At 63.9% G+C, this 19,232-nt stretch carries 12 protein-coding genes and 1 other annotated feature; of the genes, 4 read left to right on the top strand and 8 right to left on the bottom strand.

Annotated features, from left to right (window positions below; translation table 11 throughout):
• Positions 1 to 332: 332 nt before the first annotated feature.
• Both mobF and ACFMRZ_RS31875 read right to left on the bottom strand, forming a co-directional pair.
• Complete coding sequence (gene mobF, locus ACFMRZ_RS31880; RefSeq protein ID WP_400181929.1) at positions 333 to 3,941, bottom strand: MobF family relaxase; 3,609 nt, start codon at positions 3,939 to 3,941, stop codon at positions 333 to 335.
• A gap of 823 nt (positions 3,942 to 4,764) precedes the next feature.
• Positions 4,765 to 4,911: a hypothetical protein gene (locus ACFMRZ_RS31875; protein ID WP_400181928.1), complete on the bottom strand. Its 147-nt coding sequence runs from the start codon at positions 4,909 to 4,911 to the stop codon at positions 4,765 to 4,767.
• Between the two features lie 264 nt (positions 4,912 to 5,175).
• Between ACFMRZ_RS31875 and ACFMRZ_RS31870 the strand changes: the two genes are divergently transcribed.
• Positions 5,176 to 5,556 carry a hypothetical protein gene (locus ACFMRZ_RS31870; RefSeq protein WP_400181927.1) on the top strand — a complete coding sequence of 127 codons (381 nt, stop codon included), beginning with the start codon at positions 5,176 to 5,178 and terminating at the stop codon, positions 5,554 to 5,556.
• A gap of 797 nt (positions 5,557 to 6,353) precedes the next feature.
• Positions 6,354 to 11,126, top strand: coding sequence for a hypothetical protein (locus ACFMRZ_RS31865; RefSeq protein WP_400181926.1), 4,773 nt, complete (start codon positions 6,354 to 6,356; stop codon positions 11,124 to 11,126).
• A 184-nt stretch (positions 11,127 to 11,310) separates the two neighbouring features.
• On the opposite strand, the gene ACFMRZ_RS31860 is transcribed toward ACFMRZ_RS31865, so the two are convergent.
• Positions 11,311 to 11,523: a hypothetical protein gene (locus ACFMRZ_RS31860; RefSeq protein WP_400181925.1), complete on the bottom strand. Its 213-nt coding sequence runs from the start codon at positions 11,521 to 11,523 to the stop codon at positions 11,311 to 11,313.
• Positions 11,524 to 11,601: 78 nt separating this feature from the next.
• Between ACFMRZ_RS31860 and ACFMRZ_RS31855 the strand changes: the two genes are divergently transcribed.
• Positions 11,602 to 12,762, top strand: coding sequence for a pentapeptide repeat-containing protein (locus tag ACFMRZ_RS31855; RefSeq protein ID WP_400181924.1), 1,161 nt, complete (start codon positions 11,602 to 11,604; stop codon positions 12,760 to 12,762).
• Positions 12,763 to 13,023: 261 nt separating this feature from the next.
• On the opposite strand, the gene ACFMRZ_RS31850 is transcribed toward ACFMRZ_RS31855, so the two are convergent.
• The 3 genes from ACFMRZ_RS31850 to ACFMRZ_RS31840 all read right to left on the bottom strand — a co-directional run bounded on the left by ACFMRZ_RS31850 (position 13,024) and on the right by ACFMRZ_RS31840 (position 15,896).
• Positions 13,024 to 13,386, bottom strand: a complete 363-nt coding sequence (locus ACFMRZ_RS31850; RefSeq protein WP_400181923.1) for a hypothetical protein — start codon at positions 13,384 to 13,386, stop codon at positions 13,024 to 13,026.
• Between the two features lie 117 nt (positions 13,387 to 13,503).
• Positions 13,504 to 13,758, bottom strand: a complete 255-nt coding sequence (locus tag ACFMRZ_RS31845; RefSeq protein WP_400181922.1) for a hypothetical protein — start codon at positions 13,756 to 13,758, stop codon at positions 13,504 to 13,506.
• A gap of 1,214 nt (positions 13,759 to 14,972) precedes the next feature.
• Positions 14,973 to 15,896, bottom strand: a complete 924-nt coding sequence (locus ACFMRZ_RS31840) for a hypothetical protein (protein ID WP_400181921.1) — start codon at positions 15,894 to 15,896, stop codon at positions 14,973 to 14,975.
• A 319-nt stretch (positions 15,897 to 16,215) separates the two neighbouring features.
• On the opposite strand from ACFMRZ_RS31840, the gene ACFMRZ_RS31835 reads away from it, so the two are divergent.
• Positions 16,216 to 17,462, top strand: a protein-coding gene (locus tag ACFMRZ_RS31835) for an IS3 family transposase (protein ID WP_400177736.1) whose coding sequence is annotated in 2 segments (ribosomal slippage) — positions 16,216 to 16,510 and positions 16,510 to 17,462 — 1,248 coding nt in all. Because the reading frame shifts where the segments join, the coding sequence is not laid out codon by codon here.
• Positions 16,497 to 16,628 (top strand) — a sequence feature (AL1L pseudoknot). It overlaps the preceding gene by 132 nt.
• A 132-nt stretch (positions 17,463 to 17,594) precedes the next feature.
• Here ACFMRZ_RS31835 and ACFMRZ_RS31830 read toward each other — a convergent pair.
• On the bottom strand, positions 17,595 to 18,350 hold the full coding sequence (locus ACFMRZ_RS31830; protein ID WP_400181920.1) for a hypothetical protein: 756 nt from the start codon (positions 18,348 to 18,350) through the stop codon (positions 17,595 to 17,597).
• 223 nt (positions 18,351 to 18,573) lie between these two features.
• Positions 18,574 to 18,978, bottom strand: coding sequence for a hypothetical protein (locus ACFMRZ_RS31825; RefSeq protein ID WP_400181919.1), 405 nt, complete (start codon positions 18,976 to 18,978; stop codon positions 18,574 to 18,576).
• Between the last annotated feature and the right edge of the window lie 254 nt (positions 18,979 to 19,232).

The following is a 19,232-nucleotide window of genomic DNA, read 5'->3' as shown; positions in this document are numbered from 1 at the left end:
GCCCTCGGCGGCGACGAGTTCGAGCTTCGAGTCGTGACCACAGGGCCGCGGCGGGCATGTCGTCTGGCAACGTTCGTAGTGCGGCGGCGTGGGTCAATCGGGCGTCGATGTCGATTCCGGATCGGTGGGCGATCTCGATTTTGTCGGCGAGGACTGGCCACCACGGGTCGGTGAAGATGCGGGGTTGCAGGCGTGTGATCAGCGGCGCCCACTTGTTGGTGGGCAGGTTCAGGTCGTCGAGAGCCTCGGTGACGCGGGCGTCGATCAGCTCTTGGTGTTGGCGTTCGAGCCCGGTATAGCGGGCGGGTCCGGTTGGGCGTGGGTCGTGGTCATCAATGTGTAGGGAGGCCCGCCACACAGCGAGGTCTTCGAGCAGTCGCGGGGTTCGACCCGATGAGCGAGCGCGCCCAGTGCGGTGCGGACGCCGGTGTCCAGGTCTGGACTTCGCTGCGGATTTGTGTGGCGAGGTCGGTGATGATGCGCGCGCGGGCAGCGAGTTGGGTGGAGTCGAGTTCCGCGCGCAGCCCGCGGGGGATTCCGGACGCCCATGGCAAGGGTGCGCCGGTGGTGGAGTGCATGCCGGAGGGATCCAGACGCCAGTCGAGTACGGCGGCAACGTCATCGGCGGTGTCGAGTTCGCGGGCGTTCGCGGCGGTGTGTAAGGCGGCCATCGGGTCATGCCCGGACAGTGCGATCATCGCCAAGTGTTGACGTAGTACGGGGTAGGCCGGGCTGTCGGTCAGATTGGATCGCACCGCTTCCGCGGCCGCGTCGAGGCGTTCGAGACTGTCGGCGCCGATGGCGTTTTCGGCGGCGACACCGATGGTGTCGAGGTAGATGTCGAGCGCGCGCCCGATCCGTTTGTGTGGTTCGAGTGCGTCGCGCAGCATGGTGTGCGCGGACTTCTGTCCGCCGTCGCGCCCGAAAATGCGCAGTAGAAGCTCGACAGCTGTGCGTGGAAACACCGCCGGTTCACTCCAAAATGAGCCCTCACTGCCGTCCAACGCGGTCGGTACGTAGGCGTGGTTGGCGTGGATTCCGCGGGTGAGTGCGACATAAAGCTGTTGGCGTGACTCGCCTCCGGTGAGCGCGACATGACACGAATCGGCTGTAATTCCTTGCGCGGAATCGATCGTTGTCGCGTACCCGAGGCGCACATGCGCGGCCACGTAGTCGGCGGGAAGCCGCACGCTGTGACCGAGTTTGTGGTCCGACCGCAGATGTGTGGCGGTCAGACCTCCATCCGGATGTACGGCGGTGACGGTCCAGGGGTAGCCGTTGCGTACCCAATCATTGTCGCCGAGTCGTAGTCGTCGGTTGTTGCGACGAGTGCGAATTGTGTCCCCGACCGAGGCGTGAAGTCCGTCGGCGAGAGTACATTCCGCACCGATCCCACCGCCATCGCGAGCGAGGCGGTCGGCGCGGGCGCGGGCATTAAGTTCGGTCACGATTTTGTGGTTGGCGGCCAGCATGATGGTGCCGCGTCCCGCACGCTGGTCGGCGACCCAGGCCGTGAAGGTGTCGTTATGGGTGGCACCTTCGTGCCCGGCGTGGATGCGGCCGTTGTCCAGATACCAGCCCAGCGCTGCTGGATCTCCCTCACGCAGTTGCAAACTGGCGGTCGCTTCAGCGTTCGAGGCGAACCGTACGACGTGGGTGAGGGTCATGCTCGCCTCGGGTGCGGCCGCGTCCATGTCGGCGTCCACGCCGCCGGCCTCGATCGACGCGAGTTGGCGTGGGTCACCGATACAGCGGATCGTCGCGCCGCGGTCGGTCAGGAATCGTAGTAGGCGAAGGCGTTTGAGGTTGCCGATCTTGACGTGCTCGTCGACGATCACCAACGTGTCGGGGTCGATGTCGAGGATCCATTGCGGCAGCGACGGCGGCGCTTCACGGTCCAAGGCGAGGTTGTCGAAGCGGGGTGTGTGCCCGGCCAGGACATCGACGACCTTGTCGACGGTCTCCACCCGCGCACCGATCGCCTTACCCAACTCGGCCGCCGCCGACGCGGTCGGTGCCAACCCGAGAACCCGGCCGCCACTGGTATGCCAGGCGTCGGTGAGCACCGCCATCGCGGTGGTCTTGCCCGTTCCCGCCGGTGCGTTGGTCGTTCGTATACGCAGATTCGAGGTGGCGAACCCTCGGATCACGCTGATCTGCCCGGCGTTGAGCGGCCGATCCGGATTCCGGGTGTCGTAGCGGTGCACGGCCGCAGTGACCGAGTCAGCGGTGAGTTGGCGTGCGCCGGGCTGCACCGACATGTCGATCAGCTGCTGTTCGATCGACAATGTCCGGGCCGAGGTGTAGATCTGCGTACCGGCGCCGGTGTAGACGCTGGTGCCGTCGCGGCGACGCAACAAGTCTGGGACTGTATGTAATTCGGGTTCGTCGGTCAGATCGGGGTCACCGCGCGCGATCACATGCTCGGGTGACAGTGTTTCGGCCAGGATGGCTTCGGCGGCTTGTTCCCAGTCCTGGCCTCGCACGTGGCCGCGGAGTTGGCGTTCGATTTCGGCACGCAGATTGGTGGCCTGCCAGGTGGAGAGGTGCTCGGAAACCACCTCGATGACCCGCTGCGCGGTCCGGTTGATCCACCCGGTGGTCACCGCGACACGCTGGGGCCGTACGGGATTCAAGACCGCGACGATCATCGACGATAATGCTTCGCGGCCGCCGAGCAGCGCTATCGCCTGTGAGCGCCAGGTGCTGCGCTGCTCGGCTAGTGACCGCAATAGGTGTTTGGGCGGTCGGGTTTCGAGAGTGGCTTGCTGGGCCAGGTCATACATTTCGGTGGCGATCGGTTCGCGGTCAAACCGGTGCTGGAACCGTGCGGCGAGTTCCCCCACACGCTCTTTGATCGCGGCTTCGCGCCGCGACCACGCCTTGATCAACCATGTTGGGATGTCGACGATTTCACGGATCGGACGTTTGGACGGATCGGTGGTGGGTCGTTCGGCGAACTCCACACCCACCAGGGTCTCCATATGGTGTTCCAGGCGGGTGTTGTAGATCTCCGACACGGTGACCACCGCCCGGTAAATCGCGGTGCCATCGAGGGTGCGCCAGCGCCCGTCCGGGGCGCGGACACGGTTGGCGATCAGCACGTGGGTGTGCAGGTCCGGATCCCCGGCACGGCTGTCGCGATGCGTGAACTGAGCTGCCACGATGCCCTCCACGTCGACTTGGCGCACACCGTTGCGGCCGAGTCTGGTGAAGATCGCGTGCTCTTCCAACCAGGCGAGTGCGTCGCGCACCGCACGCTGATGCGCGAGCTCGACCTTCTCCGCGACGGCCCGCGGCGCGAGAGCCCACAACGCCGACACCGACTTCACCGGGGAGAAAGTGATGTCGAAACCCGCGATCGCAACAGTGTTCGGACGCGAGTTTCGTGCCACCCACCCCGACAATTCCCGCTCATTCAGGGGTGCGCGATCGAACTGTTCGCAGAACATTTCGAACGCGACACGGGTACGAATCGGTGCCCGTTCGTCATCGCTAATAGCGTCATTAGGGTCGAATCCGTGCGCGATATTGTGTCGCTCGAACGCCACCGCGCACCGTTTACGGAACTCAGAAACCTCCGCATAAACGCGGAACGGATTACCCAAACACGACGCCTGATCGGCGGCGCGCGCCGCGTCTTTGTGCTTGGCTCCCTTGCCGATCTCGCTGTCGTAGACACGGGCTTCGATCACATCCGCGTTCGGATGACGACCCAGTCCGAACAGGGATTTCATCTGTTCTTCGGTGACTTCCTCACCCGGTTGGAGGCCCAACGCGGCCAGGCCCGTGCCGTGCCAGCGGCCCGGAGCTTCCCCATGAGCGGAGTAATAGTCGGCGAGGCTGGAACGGCCGCGAGCCGACACATCATTCGCGGCGACATTGCGCAGATAATATTGATACCCATTGCCTGCCACGACTTTATGAATCGTCGCGGTCATATATCCATCAAGCACCCGGCCGGCCATTTACGCCAGGGGGTGGGCTTGACTATTTTTTCGTCAAATCAAGCAAAACCGCTGGTCGTTACCGAATCGCAACGGTGGAGGCTAACAAGACAGCATGATCGGACTCTGCTCCCTCACCGCTAGCGATGAACCTTGTCGTGTCAACAATGCCCGGGTCGGCGCAAGCGGGTCACGGAAACCGTTCCGGGATAGTCCACCTCGGAGACCGGGAGGTTGTCGCTTTTGCGCTGATAGTCCGGAAGGGCTCCTCGGATGCAAGAGGTGTGCTTGTGGAAGTGAGGGGAAATGGGGTGGTGAGGGTGGAAATGAGGGGGCGCGGGTGTAAGTGGGGTTGCGTGGTGGTGTGCGCGTGGAGGTGAATACAGTTGTGGGCGTGAGGGGGTGGGGGGTTGGTGATTCGGTGAGGGCTGGTGGCGGCCGGTCCGTCGCGGGAGTGGGCACCGCGACGGACCGGGGCATCGCGAGACGCTGATGGTCTGGGCGGCGGAGGGTCGCTGTGCGCGAGCGTTCTGGACTACCTCGTACCGGGCTCGGTGGCGGTGGTGGTGGAAAACCGGCAGCGGCAGCGAGCTTCGGTCAGGGGGCACGCCCAGTACGCGAAGATGGCGAACCAGCAAGGAGTAGTGGTCGGCGAGAAAGTCGAGCCAGGGTGGGGCACGGCATGTACCTCCTACACGGATACGGAGTGAGGGGACTGTCGGTGGGTGGTGACCGGTCCGCCGCGGGAGTGCGGCATTGCGGCGGACCGGGAATGTGAGACCCGTTGTGGGTGAACCGGTGCGGAGACGAGCTTGGGTCAGGTGGCGGTGCGGTAGAGGTCGTGGCATTCGCCGCACAGGTCGTCGATGTCGATGTCGATCCCACGCGGAGGGTTCGTAGGGCGGTCGGTGTCGCGCAGGAAGAGGGTGCGGATGTAGTCGATGACGACCCGGTCCTCGTGCACGGGACGATGTTTCGTGGTGATCGCTTCGAGGTTGCGGTTGAGGGTTCGCGGTTGGTCACGGGGGTGTCGTCGGTGGCGAGCAGTCGCCGCACATTCGCGTCGAGGGCGGTGAGTGGGCCGGTCGTGATCCATCGGTGTGCTGCTCGGTGGGCCGGTACAGGCTCGGGTCGGTTCGGGTGACGAACAGTTCCAGCCATGCCTGCAAGTCGGCGTCGGCGCGTCGCCACAGCCAACGCAGTGCGCTCGCGCGATCACGTAGGGGGCGTGGGTGAAGGTGTCGGCGAGTCGGGTGAGGCGGTGGAGGTCCTCGTTGGCGGCGAGTTCGGTGAGGGCGTGCTCGAAGGTGTCGCGGGCGTCGTGGTGGCGGCTGGCTTCGAGTTGCCAGTTGATGTGAGCGATCGCGTCGAGGAAGGACCGGTCGTGTGCGGCCGCGGCGGTGGCGCTCGATCGCGCCGAGGACGGGCATCCCCATCGAACGAGCTAGGGTCGGCGCTGTTTGTCGAATGGGACGGGATGTTTGCTTGCCGCAGCGCGCCGTGGGCGCTGATCCTCTTGGCTGAAATTCAGCAACCGGCGGATCAGTTCGAACTAGCGCCGCTGAAAATGCATGGCACCGAGGGGAACTTGCTGCGCACGCTGTTCTGATGAGAATGCGCGCTAGCGAGGCGCGATGGTTAACGGCCTACCGATGCGATTCGCTGTCCGATTCCCGTTCAAGTCAGCTGTCGACACCAGCCGGTTCCGGTTTCAGCTACCCACGAACACCAGCGCGGTGGGCTGGACCTGTTGGCCCTTGATGTAAGGGCAAGGCAGGACGATGAGCCGACGGTCGCGCTCTTGTGTGAGGTCCCGGATGCGAACTATCCGGAGAACGACAAGACCGACCTTGAGATTCACGAAACCCGGCTGTTCCTGCGCGGCCTCGGGGACCATATTTCACGCGCGGTCGTGAGTGAGGGACCGGCCACAACGAACCACCAGACTGTTGGGCTCACGCAGCCGGCGCGCACTCGTCGCGGTGGAGAGACGGTTAGAGTGCCGACTACCGATCGAGTTCTGCCGCGGTGAACATTTCCTCGCGGAGAATGCATTGCGGTGCGGTTCGTGATTCGGTACCCGCAACCTGGAGGGGATGTGCACGCGACGTTTGCGATTCGGGACTGACTGCTCATCTACTGATTCGTCCGGTACGACTCGGAACAGGCGCCACGTGGTGCCCTCGGGATGGTCGCGCTGGGCATAGGATTGGGCACCGGTGAAAGCGATGAGCGGTGGACGACAACATCGAGGCACGGACCCGTGAGGATGAGCCGACAGCGGCCGGATGGTTCCGACCCACGATGACGGTCGACCAGTACCCCCATTTGCAACTCATGGTGCGCCAGATCGTGAAATCTAGTCAGCGACGTGCGGAGTTGTGGTTTGTCGGGAAGGTGTGAGCATTGACAAGCGATGGCGAGGACATAGCTGCTTCTGTTTCGTCGGGTGACGATGCTTCGGCGTTCGTAGGAGCCACGACTGCGGGCGGCGGACTGGGGGCAAAGCTTGCCGATGTCTATGAGGGCTATTGGACTGTCCTGCGTGGCGTTCTACCGGTTCTCGACGGCACCTTCTCGACATTGCGAGTAGAGCCGCCCGGCGAAGACTCGATCGAATTCAAACTGTTCGGTCACGCCGTGGACGGACTTGTCGAGGGGCATCAATGCAAGCGCTCCCATGGCACCACGTGGACTCTTGGGGCGTTGCGACGTGTCGGGTTCCTGGACGGGCTTCGGGGAATGACCGACCGAGGATGGCATGCTGTTTTCGTCTCCGAGCAGATATCGGTGCTGGGGAGTTTGACGGAGAAGGCAGGACGTGTCGCTGGTGACGAGTTTCGTCGCGACCTGAACAAGAAGAAGGAGAAGCCGGCATTCGACGAACTGCTTCTCGAATGGGGTCTCGACGAGGATGCGCTGCATAAGCGGCTAGGTCTGATGTCGTTCATCGTCATCGGGCACGAGGCTCTGAAGCGATTCACATTGGGGCTCCTGCCCTACGTGATGGAAGGCGACCCCGGTGTAGCGGTGTCGGTGCTGTGGCAGAGTCTGAAGGAGACAGCACCTGCCGAATTGGACTCGGTAGGTTTGTGGGATCTTTTGAAGGCGGCGGGGCATGGGCCACGAGGTGGGGACCCGATCGATCTCGCCGGGCGATTGTCCGGACTGGCCGATACGTATGTCCGTCGCGCTGAGTTGGAGCGGCCACGTTCGCTGGCCGAAATCCCGCGCAGGCAGGCCGCCGAGATCGTTGACGTCGTGACCGGCGCTGACCGTCCGTCGGCGATCATGCTGACTGGCTCGCCGGGCAGTGGAAAGTCCAATGTGTTGGCGCAAGTGGTGTCCGGCCTTCGCGACCGGGGCGTGGTTGTGGGCGTTCTGCGGTTGGACGACGCGGACCCTGTCTCGACTGCCGACGCGCTGGGCAGACAGGCGGGTATCGGATTCGGTGGCTCACCGGTCGCTGTTGTCGCACGCGCGAAAGCGGACAGGGTTGGCGTCCTCGTTGTCGACCAGGTTGACACGATGTCGAGGCTGTCGGGCCGGGGCGACAAGGTTTGGTGGGCGGTCGCCGACATGCTTGAAAACCTGCGTGCCAGTGGTGGTCTGACGCTGATCATGGCCTGCCGAACCGAGGATCTGGCGTTCGACGCCGGCTTGCGCCGGTTGGTCGGAATGGATGGATCCGGCGAGGCCGAACAACCACGACAGTTCAAACTGTCGGAGCTCACTGTGGCAGAAGTGAATTCGGCGCTCCATCGAATCGGACGCGACGCCTCCTCTGCCGCGCCGAAGCTAGTGGAACTGCTCCGAAGCCCCCTGAACCTGGGCCTGTTCATCGAGATCTTCGAGGATAGCTCCGAGGGCGACCGGGACTCGCTGATGGCGATGCGGTCTCGGATGAATCTGCTCGACCGCTACCACCAGTGGAAAGCCGACAGATGCCGAGAAAGGCTGGGAAACAATGGATTCGCCGAAACCACTTTGGATATCGCGGCGAGAATGCACGAAGGTGGTGTTCTGTCGCTGCCGCTGAATCGACTGACTCTCATTCGCGATTCGGTTGATACGCTGATCCATCACGGAGTACTCGTCCGTGATCAGGAGCGGATACGGTTTTTCCACGAGACCTACTACGAATATCTCGTGGCGCTGACCGTCCTTAACGCTGGACGGAATGCCGCGGACGTACTGTCCGAAGGTAGGCAGCTGCTCTCTCGGCGCGGTCTTGTGCGCGCGATTCTCACGCTCGAACGTGACGATCCCCTGAGATATCGCGAAGATTTGGCTCGAGTCCTGGCGCGTAGCAATCGTTCTCACATTCGCGGTGCCGTACTTTCTCTCCTCGGCACGCAGAGCGAGGTGGACCATGAGGAGATCGATCTCCTTGTGTCCATCGCGGCCGATGAAACGGACCCGATGCGCAATCAGGTGATCCGGACCCTCACAACCAAACCGTTCGCAGAAGCCATGGCTGACCAGGGCATGCTCGATGTCGTAACCGAGACCTACTGCGGAACGAACCGACCGGGCGACGACCGAGTTCGCGCAGCCCTCCAGAGCCTCTCCCCGCAGGAGTTGCTGTACCTGGTGGTGGAGGCCGCGCGGTTTAGCCCGGATCGCGCGGCACAAGCTGCGCTGCCGATCGTGCAATACACCGATCGGGTCGACGAGTGGATCGGTGCGTTGATCCGCCTGACCCATCTCGCCGGATTGGAAGGCGGGACAGGCACTGGGAACGATCTCCTGCGATTGTTTCGAGGCGTGATCTCGGCTATCTGCGCTCGTGAGTCCAGTGGAGACGGGCCGATCGGGCAACCTGCCGAGTCACAGGCCGCGCTGGATCAATGGCTCTCCGACTCCGGCGCGGTGTATGCCGTCGACAACTTCATCGACAGATTCCCAGCCGTCGCCGCCGACGCGGTCACGGTCTGGCTCGACGCGGCACGGCGCATCACCGACCGCCGCGGTTTACAGCAGTCGGTCTTCGATCGTGGCCCACTGGCCAGTTACCGGCGCAGCGACCCGAACTTGCGAAAGTGCGCCGAGCAAACACCATTGCACTACATACAACAGCTGTCGGACTTCGTGCTCGATGACTACCGTCGCATCGGCACCGGGCCCGGCTGGACACCCACCGAGTCCATCATCGACGCGGCAGAAGGTCTGCGACAGGATGTACGGCTGTTCGCCACAACGGATTCGCTGGAAAGCCGAGCCGACGACGCTATCCGAACCGCGGTCGCTGCTGCGGCGTCGAGCAATCCAGATCTGCTGGCACCGATTCTGAGTCGTTTCGCCGACTTGGACACCTTCGCGGCGCACCGGCTACTGGCTATCGCGTACCGCCACGCCACCGGCACTCTCATCGATGACGCCGCGAGATGGATCGCAGATCCGCGCGTGCGCGGTCTTCCGGAAGGAGACACGCCCGGCTGGGCATGGGGATCGGTGGTCGGTCGGGTTGCCGCCGCTGGCAGCGACGAGCAACGTGCCCGCGCATTCACCCTTGTGGCCGCTGCGTACGGCATTCAAGACGATCACAGTGACGCGCCAGCGGTCGACACAGAAATGTGCCTGACTGACGAAGAGCATGTCGTGCTGTCGCTGCTGCGCCGCGAGACTGGCGATCAGATGCCGGAGGTACTTTGTCATCGGTTGGACGCGCTCGACGCGGTCCTGGGTGAGGCGGTGAGCGAACCCGTGCCGCTGTTCAGAGTCGGTTCCTTCGAGCGGCCCGAGATCTCGATTCCCACCGACCTCGATGATGCGGATTGGCTGGCTGCGGTAGCGGACTGGCCGGACGCCGCGACCGACGAGGAGCAATCGGACGCGAGGAAGCGCGGGCTACGTGCTGCGGCAGAACAAGATCCGGCCCGGTTCGCTCGTCTGCTGATCGAGTTTCCGGTGTCCGCGCCCGCGACGGCGGTGATCGCTGTCATGGCCGGTATTACAGCGGCACTGGAAGCTCGTGCACAGACCGACGAGCTCCGGCAGGGGGCGAACGTTGTCCGAGTTTACGATGCGATCCGCAATGCGTTCGGCAGGCCACACGATCCAGATCTCGACATGGCGATAGCGAGGTGTATTCATCATCTCGCAGACCAACCGGACCTGCCCGAGGACATCGCCTCGGTTCCGATCCAGATCTGCGATCTCGGCCGTAACCCGACCGATGGCGAGGTCTGGCACGATCACCTCGTGGGTCAGGCCTACAGTCAGCCGCGGGGTGTCGCGCTCAATTCCGTTGCCGCGCTACTCGCTCCATCAGCTACGCGCGCCGGACGGCTGGCTCTTGTCAGACCGCTTCTGAAACGGGTGACAACAGACCCATCCGAAGCCGTACGGGTATTGGTGCCGCAAGCGCTGGCGATGACATGGTCGGAAGCACCCGAACTCGTTTTCGCGCTTGCGGAGAACTGGCTTGCCGCAGCAACTCCTGCCGTTTTCGAAGCCCCCCGACTTCCCGAGTTGACATGGCTGATGAGAGAGCGATACCCGGCGTCGACGGTGGGATTCCTGCGGAATATGGCGGCGTCACCGACCGCCCACATACGCGCCACCGCGGCCCGGATGGCCACGATGCTCGCTGTCGACAATGTCGAACTGCCAGGGTTCGACCGCCCCCTGCTCGAACAATTCCTGTCCGAGACCGACGTCAGAGCCGCCGTAGCCGACTGTCTGACCCAGTTGGTGAGCAGCCTGCAGCCCTACGACCCCGACGAGCCAGACACATCTCCCGGCCAAGGACTGCTACTCAGGCTGATGAACGACGAGTCGAAAGAGGTGCGCGACCAGACAACAGCGGTGGTCCAATACATGGAAGGCCCACTGTCTGCCTACACCGACCTACTCGAAAAGATACGGGGCACAAGAATGTTCCGCGAGGCACCCGCATCGGTGCTGGACGGGCTCAGCCGCCGATTGGGAGAGCTACCGGACAATGTTGTGGCGCTATGCGAGGACTGGCTCGAACGCTGGGGCGCCGACTCGGGTGATATCAGCACACACGCTGCGGCAGAAGCCTACGAAGTCACCAACATCGCTCTGGCGACCTACAGCGCGACATCATCGGAGACGGTGATCGAACGGTGCCTCGACGTAGTCGACCGCCTCGTCGAGAACGGCGCCGGCGGAGCCAACCTCAAAGCAGACGAAATAGCAGCGCGGCTCTAAACTGCCAAACAACCGTAGTGAACGGCCGCTAGCCGACGGTTTCTCGACATGCCCAAATGCTTGACCGGGTACGGAGAACGCCGGCCCTGGGTGAGCACCGTGCCTTCGCTCTCCTCCTTCGAGTTCCTCCCTGCTGAGGCCGTGAATGCGATGACGTGCCTCGTGGCGCACAAGAACTGCTCGATTACACCGTTCGTCTGGGGTGATCGAGCACCGCGTAGATCCGCCAGATGCCACCGCCGATCGTTTCGAATTTGCCGAAGTCGGTTTGCCACACCCGATTGCAGTCCCTCGGCGGGGCGCGGAACACCTTGCGCCGCAGCATCGCCCACGACTTGCGGTCCACGCTGTACTCCTGCGGCAACAGCAGGCTGCGGCGACACAGGGCTCGCTCCACGGTAGGGATGGATACCTCGTATCCGTCGGCACAGCAGTGTTGCCGCGATGTGGGCGAATCAGTGCCAAGATCGCCCGCATGAAGAAATTTCTCGGAGTGCTCGTCGTCGTGGTCGCGGTGAGCGCGTCCTGGGCTGCGCCCGCTGTCGCACAGTCCGGGACCACCACGACGTCGAACCCGAGTTGGTTGACCCAGCCGGTGGCGACGGTCATCACCGGTGCTCTGGCAGTGACGACCGCGGTGATCGCATTGATAGGTGTACTGCTCAATCGCAGACAGACCGAGCGGCATTTCACGAAAACACATGAGCTGGAGCAGATCAAGGGCCTGAGGGAGCGGTACACGACCTGCGCCGAGCAGCTCGCGCACGCCAACCCCGCAGTCCGGCAAGCCGGTGTCTACGCCTTGGCTGCTCTAGCCGACGATTGGAATAAGACAACTATCGCCGCAGCTGTTAGTTCTCCCGGTCTCGGAGAAGGCGTCGCTATCGAGATCCATGAAGAATCTCGGGTCTGCCTCGATTTGTTGTGTGCCTATCTGCGTTCGTCCACAGAGTCGGAAGACGACGAAGTGCGGCAGTCGATCACTGCGGTCATCCGACGCCACGCACTGTCTTGGAGGTCGTATACCTACGATCTGCGCCGCGCGGACCTGACCAATGTGGTCTTGGTCGACGCGAACCTGGCCGGTGCGGATCTCATCGGCGCAGATATGACCAGCGCGAATCTCAGCGGCGCAAACCTCATGGGTGCGGATCTCATCGGCGTGACTCTCAGTCACGCGCACCTGGTCAAGGCCAACTTGGTCAGGGCGGACATGGACAGCGCACGCTTGGATAGGGCGAATCTGAAGGCCGCGAACCTGAACGAAGCGAACCTGGCCGCCGCGAATCTGAAGGCCGCAGACCTGACAGGCGCGGACCTAACCGGCGCGAGGCTGATGGGCACGGCCCTGGCCGATGCGAACTTGACTGGCGCGAAGTTGGCCAGCGCGGACCTGACGAGCGCGGATCTGAAGGGCGCGGACCTCAGTTCCGCGTATCTGGGCAACGCTTGCCTTCGCCACGCGGATCTTGCTGGCGTGAATCTGAAGGCCGCGGACCTGACGGGCGCGGACCTGCATCGGACGAATCTGAACGGCGCGGACTTGAGCGATGCGGAACTACACACGATTTCGGCAGGCGTGATCTACAACGACGACACGGTTTGGCCGGAGGGGTGGGCGCTGCCGCCGCAGTAATACCCGGTGGCCAGGTCGAGCGAGCAGTTCGAGCTCGGTCAACACGCGTGGGACATCCGCTTGGCGCAGTTCGCCGCCGCGCCAACACATTCGGTGCGGCTTCGTGCTGCCACCCGCCACAGGTCACTTCTGCAGTGAAATGGCCAGGGGGTGAGCCATCAGCTAGCTTCATCGTCGGGTGGTCTCGGTTGGCGGACGGCTTGTCGAACTCGAACACCGTTGTCGCCGTACCAGCGGTCCCCACCCCGCCTGAGCGGCCCCTCACGGCCAGTGGTGAGCCTGTACACGATCGGCTCGTGCCCGTCGTGGTAGTCGGACCAGTCCATCACGATGGTGTTCTTCACCCAGACTAGGTTCTGCCGGACCAGCACCCCGGCCGGCTGCACGCAGCGTGGTCTCGAACCGCAGGCGTTCAGAGTCGGCGTGCGTGATGTAGACCGGCACGCCAGGCCGGGCGACCGCGACCATGGAGGCGAACGCCCCACCGGGGAGATCGTCGAGATCGGTGGCAGCGTCGCCCTGGATCCGCAGGGCGTCCTTGGTCTCTCCGACATAGTCGATGCCGTAGGGCGGGTCGGTCCACACGCAGTCGGCCAGCCCGCCGTCCATCAGCGCCTCGATCACCGCGTAGTCGGTGGCATCGCCGACCGCGAGCCGGTGCGACCCCAGCTGCCAGATATCACCGGGCGCGCTGACCGCCTTATCAGAGAGATCGGGAACGTCGTCGGGATCGGTGTGGCATCACGCGGGGGCGATCTTGGCGACGAGCTTGTCGAAATTCTCGGCGCTGAACCCGGTTCCGATGAGGTCGTTCGGGCCGTCGAGGAGTTCGAACAATGCAGCGTCGTCGTAGTCGCTGAGGTCGGCGGTGTGGTTGTCGGCGGCCACGATGCGCCGCGCGGTCTGCTCGTCTACATCGATGATCCCAGCGGCCAGCCGGTCCCAGCCGAGCTGGCGCGCAGCGAGCAAGGTGAGGTTGCCCGCGATCACCTTCATTACGCGGCCTGTCAGGGAGCCTTCGTTCACCACGATCGGCCGGTACTGCCCGTGGTATCCAGCGACTGAGCGATCGCATTGATGTTGCCTCGCCGAGGGTTGTCTGCGTAGGTCCGCAGCGCTCGACTGCATGGTGTCGAACCGAATCGCGCTTACTGTCAGCGACACTTCCCCGGTCGGTCACGCCGAAACTTCCCTGCTACCAGGAGTTTCGTGGCTCTCGCGCGACGGGGAGAGATTGCCCAGTGCGGGTAGACGAGCCGAGCGCGCTCAACTTTTCGCCTGCCCTCTGGGGAGCTTGGCCGCAGGACGCTGGATGCTGGCAGGGCGGCAGTTGACCAGACACCTGGATCGGCACAGGCAGGCGTGCTGCGAGATTGACTGTTGTCAGATACGCTGACAACGCCTTTCGGATCGACTGCGACCTCCCCGCGGGGGGCCGCAGAAAGAGATGAGAGGTAGTTGGATGTCTGAACCGGAGAAAAGCGCTCGCAGCCAACGGGCGCGATGGGTAGACCGAGTCGCAAAATGGGGGCCGCTGGCCCTCGCGGTCTATCGAACATTCCGTGACAACATCTGTGATCGGCTGCTCGGCTAGTCACCGAACGACGATCAACCAGCGGGGGCGATTCGCTGGCCTCCCTGCTTGCAGGGACCGAACCTGGTCCGTCCCGAGCGGATACCTCCTCGGCCCACTGCCGACCGTGCTCGGCAGCATGACTCAGAGGTAGGATTGGTTAGAGTGCGGGCGCTCAGTCGCATTGAGGGCGCCTCGCTATCTGCACCTCGCCGATAAACCGTCATCTGCGCCCATGACGGTGCACGTACAAGCATCGCGTCCGACTCCCACGCGGTCAGAAGTCGGTTCACACTCATCGCCCTGTTTGCCGGTTCGTCGTTGCCTCGGGATCGGTTGCAGCGCAGATGACTTGCTCGCGCATTTGCTGGATTTAGTGCCAGGAGCTGTTCGAGTCCCCACGACGCCGCAACGCCGTCCGGCCATGCGGCACTGCCACCACCTCGCGCCAGAAGCGGCGAGGTATCGTCCTGATGAGGCTGCGGAAGCAGCCCCCTCCGGTCGTGAAAATGGTTAATCGTGTGGATGATTGGTTTGGTGCAATCACACAATGAGCAGGTACGGACTGGACCGGAGGCTGTCGAGACGTCGTTGTCGGGGTGCTTGCGGTCGGTTCGGATGGATACCGTGGCCGGGGCTAACTCCCCAGTCCGGTGGAGGAGGGGCGGCGGGCGTTGCGTGGTGGGGGATTGAGGAACGGCTCGAAGAGTTCTGTGATGGGTGTGGACAGCGGTGTTTCCTTTCCTATGGGCTCGAAGTAGTAGTGGAAGTCGTGATCCTGATACAGCAATTCCCGTAGATCGTCGAACGAGAAATCGTGCGCGGATGCGGGAAGATCCTCGATACCGGCCGGTGCAATCTCCGGTTCCCCGATCATCCCCTCCGCGTCGTCGAGCATCATCCACAGCGCGATCTCTTCGGCAATGCACCGCGGGCGTGGTGACTCGCCACGCCGGAGGTCATCGACCAGCGCGTCGACACGCTTGGCAAACCGTCGACGGAACTGTTTGCCCTGTCCTTGCAATTGATCAGGAAGACAGCGGTCGCCACCGAGGTCGTCATGAACTACGTCGTCGGACAACACCACCCCTGCGGTGCGCAGAGTCTCGGCTGTCCGTGGCGTGATCCAACCCCAGTAATCGTCATAGGCCGCGTCTTCGTCCTCGTCGGCGGCGGTCGCCGGAGCAACCTGTGTTTCCGGACCGAGGGGAAACCGCATGACACCACAGATGGAGGGGCGGACAAGCGCGTCGAGGTAGGGGTTCTCCGTCTCGATTGTCTCGGTGCGCAGGGCCTCGGCGACGCGCTGGACTTCGCTGCGCACCGGGCCGGGAGCGTCGTGCAGGGCCTCGGTGAGGAATTCCTCGGCCAAGCCCGCCCCAGCAAGGAGCTCATTGAGTGCGTCCGCCAATCGCACTGCCTCCCAACGGTTGTTGAACGAGGCGATGGCGGTGAGTTGATCCCATCCGTGCTCGAGATCTCGGGTGATGGCGAAGACGCGATGCTTCGATGGTGTCGATTGCGGGAGGAACAGCCGGTATGGGTTGTCGTAGTGCGTCATGGTGGACGTGGTCTCCTTATCAGGGCCGTCGGCGCAGGGCGACGTAGCGCCGAGTCGGCCGTGCATCCACACGGCAGTCCCGTCGCGGGTGTGTAGTGGGGCCACGCTGGTGACTGCGGTTCGTCCGACGGTCCCGTAGCGGGTGACACGACGCTAGCACGCCGACCAAGCCGCCCGCATCTCGATCGACGGTATTGCTCTGTGCGGCAGCAGTTTCTGATCGACAAGCAAGATGCTCGGACAGCTCCATCACTGCCTGCAAACCTGAACCGTCCTGGGTTGGTTGGAGACTCCCGTTTTTGCAAGGGAGACTGCATTCATGGGTGCACCACGGAAGTTCGACGAGGAGACCCGTGCTCGGGCGGTTCGGATGTATGAGGACCGGATCCGCGAGCACGGCGAGTCGATGGCCGCGGCGCGACGGCATGTGGGCGCGTTGCTGGATATCAAGCCGGCGACGCTGCGGAACTGGGTCGAGAAGTCCGAACGACCGGCCGCCGACCGGGATCCGGTGTCGGTTTCGGAGTCCGAGGAGTTGAAGGCGCTGCGTCGCGAGGTCTCCGAATTGCGAAGGGCCAACGACATTCTGCGGACGGCGAGCGCGTTTTTCGCGGCGGCGGAGGTCGACCGCCGACTGCGGTGATCGTCGACTACATCGACGCTCACAAGAACCGGTTCGGGGTCGACCCGATCTGCCGCGTGTTGACCGAGCACGGCGTGGCGATCGCCCCGTCCACCTACTACGCCGCACGCAAGCGCGGTATCAGCGCCGCGGTGTGGGCCGACGCGCACACCGCGAACGTCTTGTTGGACCTGTGGACGGCCAACCGGGGTGTCTACGGTGTGCGCAAACTCTGGCTCGCCGCACGCCGAGCCGGCCACATTCTCGGCCGTGATCAGGTCGCGCGCTTGATGCGGCTGGTCGGGGTCGACGGGGTGGTGCGTGGGCGGCGCACCACGGTCACAACCGACCGCGGCCGTGACCGACCCGCGCGGCACCCGGATCTGATCGGGCGGGCCTGGTCGCGGCCGACGCGTCCGGATCAGTGGTGGGTCGCCGATTTCACCTACTGCTGGACGCTGGCCGGGTTCTGCTACACCGCGTTCTGCGTGGACGTGTACTCGCGGCGGATCCTGGGCTGGCGTGTGATGACCTCGAAGGCGACGCCGTTGGTGACCTCAGTGCTCGAGCAAGCTCTGTTCACTCGCCGCAGGACCGATTTCCGTTTCACGGCAACAGGATTGATACATCATTCCGATGCCGGAGCTCAATACACCTCACTGGCCTTCACCGAAGCATTACAGGATTCCGGAATCACCGGGTCCATCGGCAGCGTCGGCGACGCCCTCGATAACGCGCTCATGGAATCGGCGATCGGGCTCTACAAAACCGAGTTGATCGACCGCCACCCCGCCTTCACCAGCCGAGCCGAACTCGAACGGGAAACAGCCTCGTGGGTGCATTGGTACAACACCGGGCGCCTGCACTCTGCGATCGGATACCTACCGCCGGTCGAATACGAACACCTCTACCATCAACAGACCATCTCGACCGAGGCGGCCTGAACCCGAGTCTCTACCGGATCCAGGACGGTTCAACCTGCCAAAACTACGACTCAACAAAGGCTTTCGGCGAACCTCCCACGACGCCAGACATTCGCCGCAGCTTGACAGTTAGCGGAATCGGAGGTCTTTCTGTCAAGGCTGGGAGGTGGGTGCGGGGTTAGCCTTGAAGGCGGGTCCGGGATGTGGCTTGTCCGAAGGGTCGGTGTGTGGGTTGGAGCCGGTCGCCGAGGGTGGTGGTGAAGGAATCCCTCGGTGTGCCTTGGGCTGGTCGGCAGAGGTGGGGTTGTCGAGGGCGGTGAGCTCCTCGCCGGCGGCCTCGATCAACGCCTTCCTGCCGATGTCGATCTGGTCGAACTTGACCTTGAATGCCTGCTCGGCGGTATGGACAGCCGATTTGGGAGACGGGTTCTGTGGATCGGCCTGTTCGGCAACGGTTTTTGCGTTGATCAGGTTGCCTGCTGTGCGAAGCAGTTCGGTGTCGGTGGCTGCGAGGTAGAGGTCCCCGCATGCGGTGGAAGCCTTGGCGGCTCCCAGCATTCCGAGCGCCGCGGCGGTGCCGTTCAGGGCGATCTCGGCGTTGCGGGACTCGTCGCGAATCTTGTCGAAGACGGTGGGGTCCGGCGGCAGTGGCAGGTGTACGAGTTTGGTGTAGCAGGCCTGCACGGTCAAGGCGTGCTCGACGGCTTCCGAGCTCAGGCGAAGCAGTGTCTCGCGGCGCCATTTGGTGTGCTCGCGGGCGTCGGCGGCGGTGATGGCGCGCAGGTTGGTGCGGTTGGAGACGATGACACCGGTGTAGGCGGCTGAGGCGATGACCAGTGATGAGGCTAGGGGCAGCCAGTCCTTCAAGGACGTTGCTCCACCGACGATCTGCACGAGGAACGGCTGCATCGGCTGATCATCGCAAACCCGCGCCCATGCTCGGCATGGGCGCGGCGATTGGGCACGCGGGCAATTGGTTCGGTGAGGGCGGGCCTGCTGTCACCGTCGCCTTGTCGGCCAAGCCCTGCGGGCGCGGAGGGGCGCAGAAAAGAGGTGCCTCGCTGTGGCGCGGCACCTCTTTGGTGGGCTTCTGCGCGTGGGCGCGATTCAGTCGCGCGTCGCGTTGGTGTGGTTAGTGTATCTCGCGGCGGATCTTTTCGGCAGCCGCCGCGATGCGCAGGCCACAGGCTGTCTCGCGCAGGGTATCGCCCAGCGAGTGGTGGTCGATCACGTAGCAGACGAAGGCGGCGGCATCGGCAGCGCCGGCGGTCAGCGTCAGTCTGTTGCGGCGCAGCCAGCCTGGGCTGTGGGCAGGCAGGTTCCGCAGTGACCTGGTCGGCGACAAGAGTTCGGGCTCGGGCGGGATGGCGTCCTGCGGGGCCGCGTCGGCCGGAGCGAGGCGGCCGGTCGGTCGCTCCGGTTCCTGGCCGCAGGCACGGGAGCGCACGAACGGGCAGGCGGTGCAGCGCCGTCCGCCTTGTGCGCGGCAGGGCAGGGGTTCTGGTGAGGGCAGTGCGGGAGTGGGTGGAAACATCATGGGCGCCTTTCGGTTTCGGTGCAGTCGGCTGTTGGCCGGTGCACCGCTAGGTAAGGCGGAAAGGCACATCGTCCTGCGGGTTCGCGACGTAAGCTCACCTGTGTGCGCAGTTCAGGCGGCCGCGGGATGGTTTCTGATTCAGATCTGACGAGGTCCGAATCAGATTGCGAGAGGACGGCCGAACGGTCGGGGCAACGATGACCGACATCGACCGGCCGGGGCTGGCGGATCTGGCCGAGGCGCTGACTGCCGCG

The sequence above is a fragment of the Nocardia sp. N2S4-5 genome (genome assembly GCF_044628355.1).
Classification (GTDB): domain Bacteria; phylum Actinomycetota; class Actinomycetes; order Mycobacteriales; family Mycobacteriaceae; genus Nocardia; species Nocardia wallacei_B.
Note: the sequence above shows the minus strand (reverse complement) of the source record. Positions and strands in the feature narration are given on the sequence as shown.